At 35.2% G+C, this 14616-nt stretch carries 11 protein-coding genes; 5 read left to right on the top strand and 6 right to left on the bottom strand.

Features of this window, described 5'->3' with window-relative positions:
* Nucleotides 1–37: 37 nt before the first annotated feature.
* Nucleotides 38–1639, bottom strand: a complete 1602-nt coding sequence (locus KMW28_RS25010) for an alpha-L-fucosidase (protein ID WP_205958161.1) — start codon at nucleotides 1637–1639, stop codon at nucleotides 38–40.
* Between the two features lie 307 nt (nucleotides 1640–1946).
* Between KMW28_RS25010 and KMW28_RS25005 the strand changes: the two genes are divergently transcribed.
* The 4 genes from KMW28_RS25005 (at nucleotide 1947) to KMW28_RS24990 (ending at nucleotide 6971) form a co-directional block, all read left to right on the top strand.
* A complete protein-coding gene (locus tag KMW28_RS25005) occupies nucleotides 1947–2903 on the top strand; it encodes a YARHG domain-containing protein (protein WP_169663643.1) in 957 nt (318 codons plus the stop codon).
* A gap of 3 nt (nucleotides 2904–2906) precedes the next feature.
* The gene (locus KMW28_RS25000; protein ID WP_205958160.1) at nucleotides 2907–3563 is read left to right on the top strand and encodes a DUF2306 domain-containing protein; all 657 of its coding nucleotides are present in this window, start codon (nucleotides 2907–2909) and stop codon (nucleotides 3561–3563) included.
* Nucleotides 3564–3641: 78 nt separating this feature from the next.
* A complete protein-coding gene (locus tag KMW28_RS24995; RefSeq protein WP_169663642.1) occupies nucleotides 3642–3977 on the top strand; it encodes a hypothetical protein in 336 nt (111 codons plus the stop codon).
* 693 nt (nucleotides 3978–4670) lie between these two features.
* Complete coding sequence (locus KMW28_RS24990; RefSeq protein WP_169663641.1) at nucleotides 4671–6971, top strand: T9SS type A sorting domain-containing protein; 2301 nt, start codon at nucleotides 4671–4673, stop codon at nucleotides 6969–6971.
* Nucleotides 6972–7032: 61 nt separating this feature from the next.
* On the opposite strand, the gene KMW28_RS24985 is transcribed toward KMW28_RS24990, so the two are convergent.
* The 5 genes from KMW28_RS24985 to KMW28_RS24965 form a co-directional block, all read right to left on the bottom strand.
* The gene (locus KMW28_RS24985) at nucleotides 7033–7602 is read right to left on the bottom strand and encodes a class I SAM-dependent methyltransferase (protein ID WP_169663640.1); all 570 of its coding nucleotides are present in this window, start codon (nucleotides 7600–7602) and stop codon (nucleotides 7033–7035) included.
* Nucleotides 7603–7914 carry a hypothetical protein gene (locus KMW28_RS24980; RefSeq protein ID WP_169663639.1) on the bottom strand — a complete coding sequence of 104 codons (312 nt, stop codon included), beginning with the start codon at nucleotides 7912–7914 and terminating at the stop codon, nucleotides 7603–7605. It lies immediately after the preceding gene.
* A 292-nt stretch (nucleotides 7915–8206) separates the two neighbouring features.
* Nucleotides 8207–8371: a hypothetical protein gene (locus tag KMW28_RS24975; protein ID WP_169663638.1), complete on the bottom strand. Its 165-nt coding sequence runs from the start codon at nucleotides 8369–8371 to the stop codon at nucleotides 8207–8209.
* A 189-nt stretch (nucleotides 8372–8560) separates the two neighbouring features.
* On the bottom strand, nucleotides 8561–8923 hold the full coding sequence (locus tag KMW28_RS24970; RefSeq protein ID WP_169663637.1) for a DUF805 domain-containing protein: 363 nt from the start codon (nucleotides 8921–8923) through the stop codon (nucleotides 8561–8563).
* A 120-nt stretch (nucleotides 8924–9043) separates the two neighbouring features.
* Nucleotides 9044–11287, bottom strand: a complete 2244-nt coding sequence (locus KMW28_RS24965) for a glycoside hydrolase family 3 N-terminal domain-containing protein (protein ID WP_169663636.1) — start codon at nucleotides 11285–11287, stop codon at nucleotides 9044–9046.
* Nucleotides 11288–11633: 346 nt separating this feature from the next.
* On the opposite strand from KMW28_RS24965, the gene KMW28_RS24960 reads away from it, so the two are divergent.
* Entirely contained in the window at nucleotides 11634–14522 is a 2889-nt protein-coding gene (locus KMW28_RS24960; protein WP_169663635.1) for a carbohydrate-binding protein, read from the top strand.
* Nucleotides 14523–14616 lie beyond the last annotated feature (94 nt).

Here is a 14616-nt window from a genome sequence, read left to right as displayed (position 1 = left end):
TTATTTCAAATTATAACTATTTTACAATATCAATTGTTTATAATTCTTGTTCTAGTTCTCCACCGATATCAGTTTCTCTGTAACCTTCACATTGAATTTTAAACGCGTGAGCATAATCTGTAGGGAATGACTTCGGCTTTTTGATCACTAAACCTTTTTCATTTCTCTCCCACTTCAATGGCTCATTACTACCAAGTAAAGTAATCTTCTCGATATCATTGTTCAAGATGCCAAACTTAGTGCTCAATGTTTCAATTTGAATATCACCTTTAGGAGTATCCATTACTAAAGCATAAAACTCATTATCGTTCTTTTTAGTAAAACGAATATCGTTTTCTGTATAAACAATTTTTTGTCTTTCGATCTTGTGTCCACCTGAAGGAATTCTAGTTGGTCCTTCACCAAAAATTGTCCAAGGTCTTGTTCCGTAAATCGCTTCTCCATTTACGTCTAACCAACCACCAATGTTGGTTAAAAGGTTAACCATTGGTTCAGGAATAGTACCGTCAGGATCTGGTGGAACGTTCAATAACATGTTACCGTTTTTCGATACAATATCAATTAAGATATCAACTAATTCATTTGTTGATACAAACTTCGCATTCGATCTGTAGAACCATGTACCTGGAGAAGTATCCGTTACCCAAGCATCTGCTTTTGGTTGGTTCGGACGACCTCTTTCGTAATCTCTAACAGCTGTAGACTCTGGGAAAGTAGTTTCTTTAAACATCACCACTACTTCTTTATCCCATTCTTTTGCTTTGTTGTAATAGTAAGCCAAGAATTTTTGTCTGTATTTCTCGTCCATGTTCTCTAACCACCAGTCGAACCAAATTACGTCTGGCTGATACACATCGATATATTCTTTTAGCTTCGCCCACCAATCTTTATGGTAAGCTTCAGTAGGAACATTACTGTCCCATCCGTGTGGTTCTGTATATAAATCGTAATCTTCTGGATCAACTCCTCCATACTCGTGAGCAGGAACATAATATTTCCAAGTAAAAGCGTGATGGAAAGAACCAATAAACTTCATTCCTCTTTTCTCTACAGACTCTTTTAACTCCGCAGAAATATCAATTCCTCCATAGTTTACAGAATTCCATCTTGTAGTTTTGGCATCCCACATCGCAAAGTTATCGTGGTGCATGGCTACAGGTCCAGCAAACTTAGCTCCTGATTTTTTGAATAACTCCGCCCATTGTTCAGCATTAAATCCTGTTGGTTTAAAGTTTTCAATTAGATATTTATAACCAAACTCTTTAGGGTCACCAAACTGCTCAACATGGTGTAAGTAATTAGAAGTTGGTTTATGAACTTCGTTTCCATTTTCGTCTTTTGGATATTCTCCTGTTTTCCAATTCGGCAGGCCTTTTTTCCCGTACATTAACATGCCGTGCCAACCTCCTAGGTATTCGTTTTTATCCATATTTACGAACGCACCAGAAACGGGGCCCCAGTGAGTGTAAATACCAAACTTTGCGTCTTTGTACCAATCAGGTTCTTTGTTTACCTGAGAAATCGATTCCCAATCTTCTTTTATTACATCATCTTGTGACAACTCCGTATTTGACGGCGGTTGTTGACAAGACATTGCAATACCTAAAAATAGAACCGGTATTGATTTAAATAACTTCATACTTTATACGTTTAATATCAGTTTAGTTCTGATGATGTCTTGTAATTCATTTGCTTAATTCGAAAGTAGATAAAACCATACTTTCGATCGGTGATTTTTTATTCAGATTAGGGGGTATAAAATTAAAAAACGTTGTTTATCGTGTAAAGAAAGCGAATTTTATCTCCAAAAAACACCCATTTCACTCATCATTTTCTGAACAAATGTAGAATAAAATTCTTTTTCTTTAGTTTCATACCTGCTATCAACATCACATAAATTGATTTATTTTTATAGCTTTGTCGATACAAACTTTAATGTTACTCTAATGAAAAAACTACTAGTACTCCCGCTAATCATCTTCCTTTTCAACTGCGAAAGTCACATCAAAAACTCTGATAAAAAGGTGGTCATAGAAGAGGGAACTCAAGTTGAGGAAATTCCTAATCAAGATGTAAAAGAAACAACAGTAACTGAAATCCATTACTCTACCGATTCTTTAATTGGCTTCTGGGTGGGTTATTTCCTAAAAGACGATGATTTTGATAGAAGCGTTAGAATGGGAGAATATGATTCTTGGAACAAGGAAAACAAAATCAATATTTCAATTGATAAAATTGATGGAGATAAAGTGATTGGACATAGTGTGGTTGCTGGTAATGATCGTCCATTTAAAGGTACCATGAAAAAAGAATCAAATGGTGTCTATGCTTTTGATGTTAAAGAACCGGGTGACCATAAATATGATGGGGCTTTTCAGTTTAAAATTCACCTAGAAAACAATCAAATGATTGGTAAATGGAGAGCTTATAAAGAGATTAATATTAGAAAGAGAACTTATAACTTAGATAAAAAAGTCTTTAAATATAACCCAAATCATCAACTCAATTGGATGACATACAAAGATTGGAATAAAACTAAAAATGTAGAAAAATCTGCAGAATATGAAGACGGGATTATAGAAACTTGGATGGAAGAGGCTATGGTTCAATCCACTCATGCTTCTCAAGAGATCAATGCATCTACTACGCTTCTGAAGAAAGAAGACGTAGAAAATCTCTCAAAAACCGACTTGATGATCATCAGAAATACGATTTATGCTCGACACGGATATTCCTATAAAAATCAGCCTTTAAGAGTGTTCTTTGATAGACAACCTTGGTACATTCCAGTACATACTGATATTCGAGCTCACCTGACGGATATCGAAAAACAGAATATCAAGCTTTTATTGAAGTATGAGAAAAATGCTTCTGAGTATTATGATACTTTTGGTCGAGGATAGTCTATGATGAAATCGATTTCCATTCCGGTTTTCAAAGTGATATACTATGCAGCATTCATTTACTTTAGCTATCTAATGCTGCTCATTACACTTCAGTATATCCCCATACAATTTGATGTCGCCTTTCTGAATCTCAAAGAGGAGGAAATTCAACTGCCCTATTATCAAATAGCCTTTTTTGGACATGTATATAGCAGCATTTTTGTACTTGTATTGGGTGGATTTCAATTTTCTAAATCCATAAGAATTAAATTTCCATCCATTCATAAACATATCGGAAAAATATATGTCTTCCTCATATTATTGGTGAGTTGTCCTTCCGGATTTATTATGGCATTACATGCTAATGGAGATACCTTTACAAAAACTTCTTTTGTTCTTCAAGCTGTTTTGTGGTTTTGGTTTACTTATAAAGCTTTTGACTATGTCCGATTAAAAAATTGGGATTTGCACCAAAAGTTTATGTTGAGGAGCTTTGCACTAACCCTTTCGGCAATTAGCCTTCGACTATTTAAATGGATTATAGTAAATACTTTAGCTACTCCTCCAATGGATACTTATAAGTTTGTAGCTTGGTTGGGGTGGGTGTTTAATATTGCAGTAATCGAACTATATTTCTATATCAAAGAATACCGAAAGGTTCAAATTAACACACTATAGAGTACTCAATTAGATATTTAAGGGTTTGACATTACTAATTTTTCATTTAACTTTAGTCAAAACTAAACCTAATTTCAAATGAAAACTTCAAAACTAATCCGACTTCTCAGCTTAAGCATTTTCCTTATTTTCTTTAATTCTTGTTATCAAGAAGTAGAAATGACTGGTGAACTAAAAGTAACCACTTCAGTAGAACCAAGAGATTTTGCCATTTTCGATAATGCTATCGTTTCTAATCCAAATGGATATAGCGAGTATGATGCACTCATCCTTGAAGAAAATGCTCAAGGAACGTATACTTATCAACTAAACCCTGGTAATTATGTTGTACAATACGCAGGTACTTATAAGTATCAGACAATACAAATACAAGTGGGAAAAACAGTTGAAATTACTTTAACGGAAGCTCCTTAAAGGATTGATTATATTGGTAAAACAACTCAAAAAGGCTAAGAAAAGAATATGAATTTTCTCTCTTAGCCTTTTTTCTATATCAATATTTATTTTGAACTATAACGAAACAAAGAATATCCCAAGGTTTTTCTCAAATACGATTTGAGCAAAAGATTGAAAAGTTAAAATAAAAAGAATAAAGCTGAATGTTGCTTTCATTAGTATTATAGATTAATAGAGTTAAAAATCACAGCATCAAGGAAATACTATTTCTTGATCAATTGATGATTATAAAAAAAATGTTTATATCTAAGATTGTCTAAAAATGAAGATAACGGGTATTTTGTAAATATCACACTTAATTAAAGTTAATAATATACCCCCTTAAAAATGGTAATTTTATCCCTCTTTATTGCTTTTTATCCTTTTAAGTTTGCAACGTAATAGATTTTAACAAAACATTATTCAAGCTCTCGGAGAAGTAAAAACAATACTTCTTTTATTATACAGCTCTCGAAAATAGAAGATAACTAATTATTTGATAATAGATTTGGCTTGTCCGTTAAAGCCAAATTCCAAAAACTTTATATTAAACTATTTATTTGATTTAGGTAGAAACATTGAAGGCACCTTTCATAGTCCTTAGGTGTCTGTCGCTTTCTACATTTTTTAGTGGTTCATCCACGTTTATTACGACAAAAATTACTAATAAAAATGTTCAACTATTTATTTAGACTTCAATCTATTTTAACGATTGTATGTTTTATGTTCTTGGCAAAGAATTCAAACGCCGCTACGCCAGAACAAACCACTTTCACATTCAAAGTACCTAGCTGCGTAGGTACAAAAAGTGCGACCGCTTGGGTCGGAAATCGTGTAGTAATTATGATAGAAGGAGAATCTCCTTCGAGTAGATCAGCTACAACCATGAATAAAGTGCTCGACATTTTAGATGCAATGGATGCTAAATTTGTTGAGTTCTCTGGCCTTTCGAACTTACCTAAACAATCAAGTTACAAAGGTCTTCCAGTGATAGAGATTGTTACTGACAACTGTGGTTATGGTGGTCTCGCCTATCATGGTACTAGAGGTATGTCGACAGGAAAAGTGTTATTTAACGAGGTGTATGATGCTGCAAATAGTGGCAGAAACGCCATTCATCAGGTTTTTCTTTATGAAACTGCCAGAAATTTTTACCTCACTCGATTCAACAATAAATTCGATTGGATTATGAACGATAACGCTTCCAATTGGGGATGGTGGACAGTTGGATTTAATAACGCTCAAGCTGTAATGATTCCTACTTCATTAAATTATGAATTACTTTATTACGGTCAGAGTCTAGCTCAATTTAGAGAAGGGATGGTAAGCAAATTTGAATATTACCTAAACAATACTCAATACAACTTTGATAATACCTGGAGAAAAGATCGATTACCATGGAGACAGCAATCTAGTGTAAACGATTTAATGACGGGGATGATCATTTATTCTTACGAAAACTTTGGTGGTGATGCCTGGATAAAAAAAGTATACCGCTACTTAGAAAGTAATGTTGTAAGTGACCGTTCAAGTAGAACTTCTTACCAAGAGTGTAGAGATAATGTTTATAAAATCTGGAGTTTGTCAGCTAATCGAAATTTAGAAGACTTCTTTGAAAGAGACATGAGATGGGTAATTAGTTCTTCTGCAAAATCATGGGTCATAAATCGTTTAGGAAATAACGGTGGCGATAATGGAGGTGAAGAAATAACAGGTATAGCTCCAAAAGAAGGTAGCGTACTTAAAAGCAACTCTGTTGAATTTAAATGGGATTTAGAAGGAGATTCCCATTGGTTATATGTAGGCACTTCGGTAGGAGAAACAGATATTCTTAATACTGGTGGAGAATTTACTGAGAAAAAATATATAGTAAATAATCTTCCAAATACAGGCACAGTTTACCTACGTCTATGGAGTAAAATCAATAATAACTGGTCTTACAATGATTACACCTATACAATGAGTGTTGATGGTAACGGAGGAGATAATGGAAGTGACAATGGAGAAGGAACTTGTGATTGGGTTCTTCAAGATGGAAATGCTCTTGATATTGGTGCTTATGAAAACGATACATATGTTGTCGGAACAGATAACTATTTATATAAATCAAATGGTTATAATGGTTTCTCTCTAGTAGATAACAGTATGAGAATCAAAAAAGTTGATGTCGGACAATCAGGATTATGGGCTATTAATACGGACAATAGAATTTATCAATACACCAATAATACTTGGGTTTATAGAAGAGGTATAGGTACCGACATTGCTGTAGGAAATAATGTTTATACTATTGGAACTGATGGTAAAGTGTACAAATATTTAGGTGATGGTTGGTCAAGTCCTTACGGTACTACACTTGGAACAGATATAGCTGCTGCTAGTGATGACCGACCTTGGATAAGAGGAACAGATGGATACGTATATCAATGGCTTGGGAGTAGATGGGATAAAAAAGGAAATCTTAAAATTAAAGATATTGCCATCAATCCTACAAAAGATGAATTTGTGTTTGTGGATACTAATAATTCTGTTCAAAAGTATGTCGGGAGTGGTACCTATGAGGTTTTATCAGGCATTGGATCTAGAATTTCTATCACTTCCGATTCTAAGTTATGGACAGTCACTTCAACAAATAAAATCTATCATTATACATGTGATTTCGCAACTATGAGTAGTTCAGCAAGATCAATTAATTCATTCGAGAATGAGGTATTAAATGATGACTTTAACCAAGTGATTTTTTATCCAAATCCTATTTCAAATCAGAAGTTAAATATTAAAGGACTTCCTTTAGATAAAGAAGTTACAATTAGTATATCAAATATTCAGGGACAAGTAATTTATAATTTATCTACTACTACTAAAGAAATAATTACGCTTTCACTGAAAGAAAGCAGAGTTCCCCATGGTATTTATATTCTTAAAATCGAAATGATTGACGATGTAATTACCACAAAAATTAAGGTGAATTAACCTTAGAATACACAGAAGTATATTATTAGGGAGGTATCGCTTTTGGCGGTGCTTCCCTTCTTTATGATTTTAACTTTTTAGCGATCAAACGTATAGAATCTCCTTCTTCAAACTCCATATATTTCTCGACTACTAAAACTTCAAAATAAGGTTCAAATAATTGAATTAAAGATTTTTCATCCTGATAGTTAACTAACATCCCCTTGAAGATTTCATCTCCTTCACCATACCACATCGAATGACAAACAACACCTCCTTCGTTCAGGACTTCAAACTGTCTATAAATAGATGATTTTATTTGATCATCCGTAAGGTGTTGAAAGACTTTGTTGGAATAAATACCATCAAATTTTTCATCAGTTTCTATGGTGGACGCATCTAAATTTAAGAATATCCCCTCTGCAAAACGTTTCTTTAGTCTTTTGAGAAATTCTCCCGAAAAATCAGACCCAATTACTTCATAATCTTTTTCTAAAATATGAAAATCAGTACCTGGTCCTGTACCTAATTCGAGTACCTTCAATCCCTTTGGTAGATGATGTTTCAAGACATCAATAAGTTCTTGTCCGTCTACCTCTGCAGCCATTTTGATGTACTCACTGACTGTTTCTTTATTTTTATAATATTCCATCTATTTCGTATCAAATGTAATATCAATTAAATCTTTAGCCATCTGTGCCGGGCTCTCTTCATCAAGGTTTCTAAGTTGAAGTTCTCCTATGAAATAATCGCCACCGTCTTCAAGAAACCCTTGCCCTTTTGGAGTAAAAACAGGAAAATTATCTGGAGTAGATACTTCGTAACGTCCATCTTTTGCTACCGTAAATGTGGTAGTTACCTGAAAATAAAATGCTTGAGTACGACTGAACATATTCTTTAAAGCATTCGATATATTTACGAGTTGTTCTTTAAGCAAATATGCTTTTAATTCTTCCTTGTTCATGGGTTAAATTTCGATGTTTTTTGTATGAAAGGCAAGGGAAATTTGGGGGATGAAAAAGGTTTTTGTATTTGATTTTAATGATGAACCAAATATAAAAGAGTGATATGCAGTGTATGTACACAACAAAATCTCTGGTAAATATAAAGTGGTTCGTAAGGACGTTGCAGTGCAACGTCCGTACAGGAGGAAATCCATAATTGTATGGAAATAGATTTCAGTAATGATTATATTTTAATCATAAAAAAAAGAGCGTACATCATACGCCCATTCATCGAATTTAAAGAAAAGGTGTTTACTCCCCTCCTTTCAACTCCTCAATCTTCTCTTCTAACTCCTTCGCTCTCTTCACAAACTTCTGTTGCTTCTTTAAAGAAGGTAAAGTCTCATTATCTAAAGATTTTAAATGCTTTTCGTATTCCTTTTCTAGTTCCTCTAGTTGTTCTTTTTTTGATTTCATGATTTTTAAAAAAGTTTATGATTCTTCGATAATGACATGAAGTTAAAAAGATATTTCATTGTCCAAACTATGATAAGGATTTAATTATGACTTGTTATTATTATCATCCTTTGAAAATAAAAAAGCTGCTCCATATTTCTATGTAACAGCTTTTTCTTATCTATTCTGAGATGACCTCAGATCATATGATTATGCCAATTTAGGGTTTTCTCCATATTGGTTGTTTCCGTATTCTCCATCTGTACAGAAAAGAACAATTAACCAAATTGGTCCAATTAGTGGGATGAAAGAAATAAAATAGAACCATCCGCTTTTACCTACATCGTGTAATCTTCTTACAATTAATGCAATTGAAGGAACGATTGATACTAAAAAGTATAACAAGTAAAAAGGACTAAATCCTACTTCTAGTACATTCATTATAAAAGCATCTAAAGCAAATAATGCAAATATTGTAATTAGATGGAACAGAAGGAAGAACCAATATTCTGATCTTCTTGCTCGACCAGAAAAATTAGCGTAGTTTTTGAAAGCTTTAATAAAATATTCCATGTGAATAAAAAATAATAGTTATTATAAAAAATTAGTTAGTCAATGTATAACTTTATACACTCCGATAACAATTTTAATATTACAAATAAAATTGCTATTCTTAAAACTAAAAGACTAATTTTATTCAATATGCTCTACAATTTTACCTACCTCACTAAAAAACACATTCTTAGATGATAGGGTTTTCTTTTCTCCGTTCACTTTTATGGTCTTTCTGAATTTAATATCAGTCGATGATGCACCTATTAGAAATTCATACTCTCCAGGTTCGATAATTAAATCCATGTTGTTATCATAGAAGCTTAACTGCTCTAAAGATACTTTAAAGTTGATTTTTGCTTTTTCACCTGTCTTTAATTCTGTTCTAGAAAATCCTTGTAAGGATAAGGCAGGACGTTTAATCGAAGGATTTTTTGGAGTGATATACAATTGTGAAATCTCAGCTCCATCCATATCACCCACATTACTTACTTCGAAAGATAAATCTATCCACTCATCTTTTGTAGTCACCGCATTATCTGATGCAAAATTTTGATAATCGAATTTTGTATAACTTAAACCATGCCCGAAAGAATACATTGGCGATTTGTTCTTGTATGCACCTCCATAATAAATTGGACACTGTTCGTTGGTTCTTGGAACTGTCACCGTCATTTTTCCCGATGGATTTACGTTACCTAATAAGATATCTGCCATGGCATTTCCGCCTTCTTCACCAGGATACCAACCTTGAATAATTGCTGCACAATCGTCTGCAATTTCGTTTAATACGTGTGGGCGACCTCCGAATATAATTAACACTACCGGCTTGCCAGTGGTAATTAGATCTTTCACAAATTGTTCTTGCTCCCCTGCCAAACGAATATCTTTTCTACTTCTACTCTCCCCACATAAATACCTGTTCTCTCCCATTGCTGCAATAATCACATCACTTTCTTGGGCGATAGACAATGCTTTTAAATAGTCGGCTCTAGTCGTAGGAATAGAAGATAATTCGACCACTTTTTTCTCCCTCTCATCACCTAAATTATTTTTCACTTTAGCAATCGAATTCTTCGATGAAGTTGTCCAATCACATCCTCTTTCAAACATCAACTGAACATCTTTATCTAATCTATTTTCCAATCCACCTTTTAAAGTGATCAACTGCGGATCGGTAGGATCGATAGGTTGTTTTTTCCAATAAAGCGATAAAGATTGATAAGTATAATCGCCTAATAAGGATTCTGCTGAAGCCGCATTTGGACCAACCAATGCAATCTTTTTCACTCCTTGATGAATAGGAAGGATACCATCATTTTTTAATAATACAATAGATTGAGTGGCCGATATATAAGCTCTTTCTCTAAATTCCTTGCTATCTAACTCTACGTTTTCATCAATGGATAATGGACCGTCTAATAATCCTAGTTTTCCTTTTAATGTAAGGATGCGTTTTACTGAGCGGTCTACCTCCTCCATTGTAATCAAACCTTCTGATAATGCTTCAGGAATTAATTTATAGCAATCGCCTGCTGGCAATTCTAAATCGACACCATTTTTTAGTGCCGTCACCAAGGCGCCTTTTTTATCTTTTGCGTAATTGTACGAAGTAAAGATTTGTTTCACGGCAAAATAATCCGAAACAATTACTCCTTTAAATCCCCACTTCTTTCTTAACGTCTCCTGAAGTAAGAACTCCGAAGCATGTGCAGGAACATCTTTATACGAATGATACCCCGGCATTAACGACTGTGTGTTTCCAATTTTCACCGCTACCTCATGAGGCATCAAGATTTCCTCTATAAACTGACGATCATCTTTGTTATTCGCACCGTAACCTGCAAAGTGTTTGGTTGTCGTCGCCACACCTTTCGATAAGTCGTTAGTCTGCATTCCATCTATAAAAGCCAATCCCATTCTTGCCGTTAAGTACTCCGACTCTCCAAAAGATTCTTCCATTCTTCCCCACTTCGCATTTCTTGCCACATCTAACATGGGCGAAAGTGCCAAAGTAGTTCCCAACGAACGCATCATTCTAGAAGTGTACCCAGTATTTGTTTTCACCAATTCGGGATTCCAAGAACAAGAAATTCCAATTTGCTGTGGCAATGTTGTTGCTCCTTTAATATTATATCCGGAAATTGCCTCCCCATGTTTTAATAATGGATCACTCGATTCTCCCATCAACGTTTTTACCTTCACTTCCAACGACATGCTATCCATTATCGCCACTACCTTCTTCTCAATTGCCGCTGATCTCTCGGCTGTAATTCCTAATGTTCTCTTCTTATTGATAGTTGAAATAGTCTGATCATTCACTTGATACTGACAACTCATCATCAAGAGGATTCCTATTGAGTAGATAATTGATTTTTTCATCATTCGTTATTTGAAGTTTGTCTTGGAGACTGATCTATTCACTTATCAAATTCAAGTTTCACATCCTATTCATCTACTTGATGTTCACCCGTATTTCAAGTGGTTTTCTGATGATCATTTCCATTTATTTCATTTCAAGGAACAAGATATTTGATGATAATTTGTCGCTTGGGAAAAAATCAAAGATCTATAGGGGGTATATTATTTTTTTAAAATCTTTCGATTCCCCCATGTTTAAACTTAAAAAATTTCCCCCACCTATTTACTATTTTTTTTTCACCGCCTAACGATAATCCCCAACTACATTGGAAACCGAATTATTACTTAACCAACTAACTTTAAATTACTTATGAATAGAACAACGTACTACTGTTCATTACGACACGCAGTAAAACTACTAATTCTATCGTGGCTGTTCACCTCAGCTACTGTCTACGCTCAAAATGTCTTTATTGAGCATCAAGTACAACGATACGTAGGAGGAGTTTCCCTTCTCGATCGTTCCAAATTCTTCAATCTCCACTCTAATAATCGTGATACAGAACTGAATCAGTTTTACAACGATTACAACGTCTCTCCTAGTCGTGGTTTTTGGGGTCCTTTTTCTTATTCCAAAGGACAAGGAAACGCCATCGGTACTTATCCTTCTGGTAAAAACGGAACGGATGAGGTAAAAGCAGTCTCTCGTTTTGTGGGTACAGAACACCCTTACAATGTCTTTAAAGATGGGTTAGATCCTATCGCTGCCGGTAATTGGGCGGCAGAGTATTATAAAGACTATGTAGATGCGAGTGGTCGACCTGAATTCTTCGAACCGATGAATGAGCCATTTGTTCATGCAAAAGATTACTATTCTGGTGGATGGAATTTAGCGGAAGAAAACCGTATCAAGCTTCAGATGGCCGAAGTGTATGCGGCTATTGGAAACAAGATCCATGCAACGCCTGCCTTAGCCAATATGAAAGTGATTGGTTATTCTGCCGCTTGGCCTTCATTAGAAATAGGCGACTTTGGCCATTGGGAGGAAAATATGAAGATGTTCATGGATGTGGCAGGTGCCGATATGGATGGTTTCTCAACTCACCTTTATGATGGGGTGAATGTAACGGGACAAGACAACCGCAGATCGGGTAGTAACTCGGAGGCTATTCTTGATTTAATTGAGACATATAGTTATACCAAATGGGGAAAAGTGAAACCTCACTCTATTACGGAGTATGGTGCCATTGCTTCTGGTTATGGGGATAATTATACCGACATCGAGAGTATTCAGACGGTAAAAGGTATCAATCAAATGCTGTTTAATCTTTTGGATAGAGAGAACAACATTGATATTTCTATTCCTTTTATTACTGATAAATCCACTTGGCATTTAACTCCAGGAAACAACTATCAACCGTATGGTGCTGCATTACTAATTCCAACCAATATTGGTCAACCGAATGTGGCAGGTTGGAAGTATTCACCAAAGATTCATTTCTATGAGCAATGGAAAAATGTAAGCGGAAGAAGAGTGCATGTATATTCGGACAATCCGGATATTCAGATCCAAGGATTCGCCAACAACAATATGTTGTATGTGGCTTTAAATAACTTGGATGATCAATCTCAAAATGTCAACTTAAACTTTTTGAGTGGATTGAGTGGATTGCAAAATGTGACTACTAAATCTTTGAAGATCTATCCCAACTCTGACCCGGTCATGAACATCAGTTCGTCTGCTTCAGCGCCGAGTAGCATCAATTTGATAGGTGGAGAGACAGTAGTGCTCGAATTACGATTTGCGAATTCTATTCCATTCAATAATGCGATTCGTGATCGTAAATATTATACGAGTAAGCATCTTCAAGCCATCAATGCTAATTCTGCCATCACTTTTAACTTTAATGGAATCACCACAGGTACAGGTCAAGCAGTTTTATTGATGGGTATTGGTAGAAAACATAACAAGTCGAAGCAACCTACGATTAAAGTGAATGGTACAACTGTAACAGTTCCAAATAATTGGAAGGGTTACGACCAAGCCAATAGAGATGATTTCTTTGGGGTGATCGAGATTCCATTTGATCATTCTTTAGTACAAACAAACAATACAGTAACTGTTACTTTCACTGATGGTGGTGGACATGTAAGTTCGATGATTTTGAAAACGAAAACATTCGATCAAGCTGTGGCTCCAACAGAATCAGTGGCTATTGTTTCTCCAACTTCAACAATTGGAAGTGATACCACTATTCCGATTACACTGAGTTATTCTGCAGGACAACAAAGAGATATTGTTGCAGAATTTTGGTCGTCTACTGGATGGTTAGGACAGGCTACTAAAACAGTTAATGCAGGAAGTGGTAGCGAAACTTTATCAATTTCAGTAGGAACTGCTCCAGCTATTGGAAGCGGTTATATTGTAAAAGCAAGTATTCGTCCTGTAGGTACAAATTGGCAACAAAATATTGCTACCGATCAGAAGAATAACATATCTGTTACCGTTCCTCAAACGGCCTATGGAGGAACACCTCATTCCATTCCAGGAAAAGTAGAAGCGGAAGATTATGATAACGGCGGACAAGGGATCGCTTTCTCAGATACAGACACCAATAACCAAGGAGGTATGTACAGAACGGATGGTGTAGATATAGAAATCTGTTCGGATACCGATGGCGGTTACAATGTCGGTTGGATGAATACCGGAGAGTGGTTAGAATATACCGTAAATGTAAACATAACTGATGATTATGATTTCTTCCCTCGAGTAGCTAGTAATAACGATGGTGGAGTATTAAAAATCTCTGTCGACGGTGTGGCTGTAACGGGTAATCTGACGGTACCAAATACAGGTGGATGGCAAGCGTATCAGACCATGCATATTAGAAATGTACCACTAACGCAAGGTCAACATGTGATAAGAGTTGATGTAGTTAACTCTGGCTTTAACCTTAATTTATGGGCCGCATGGCAATCTGCGACTTCAAATGCACGACAAATAGAAACGCAGTTAGAAGAGCAAAAAGAAGTGAGTGTCTACCCTATTCCATCAGCAAATGATAAATTGTACATCGTAGTTCCTAATAGCGAATTAACGACTATTGAGGTCTTTAACTTAGAAGGAAAGCGTTTGGTACAAGATCAATTTGAAGGTGACAAGTACACACTTCCTGTAGAGAATTTACCGGAAGGTATGTATATCATTAATATTAGTAATGCACATGTGCAAACGACTAAAAAAGTGATCATCAAATAGACAAATGGATAGATAATTTAAGGCTCGGGAATTCTCTCGGGCCTTTTTTTTGGTGACATTTTTCAGGTTCTGATATAAGTCTTGGACAAACTAC

This window comes from Flammeovirga yaeyamensis (genome assembly GCF_018736045.1).
GTDB classification, from domain to species: Bacteria; Bacteroidota; Bacteroidia; order Cytophagales; family Flammeovirgaceae; genus Flammeovirga; species Flammeovirga yaeyamensis.
Note: the sequence above shows the minus strand (reverse complement) of the source record. Positions and strands in the feature narration are given on the sequence as shown.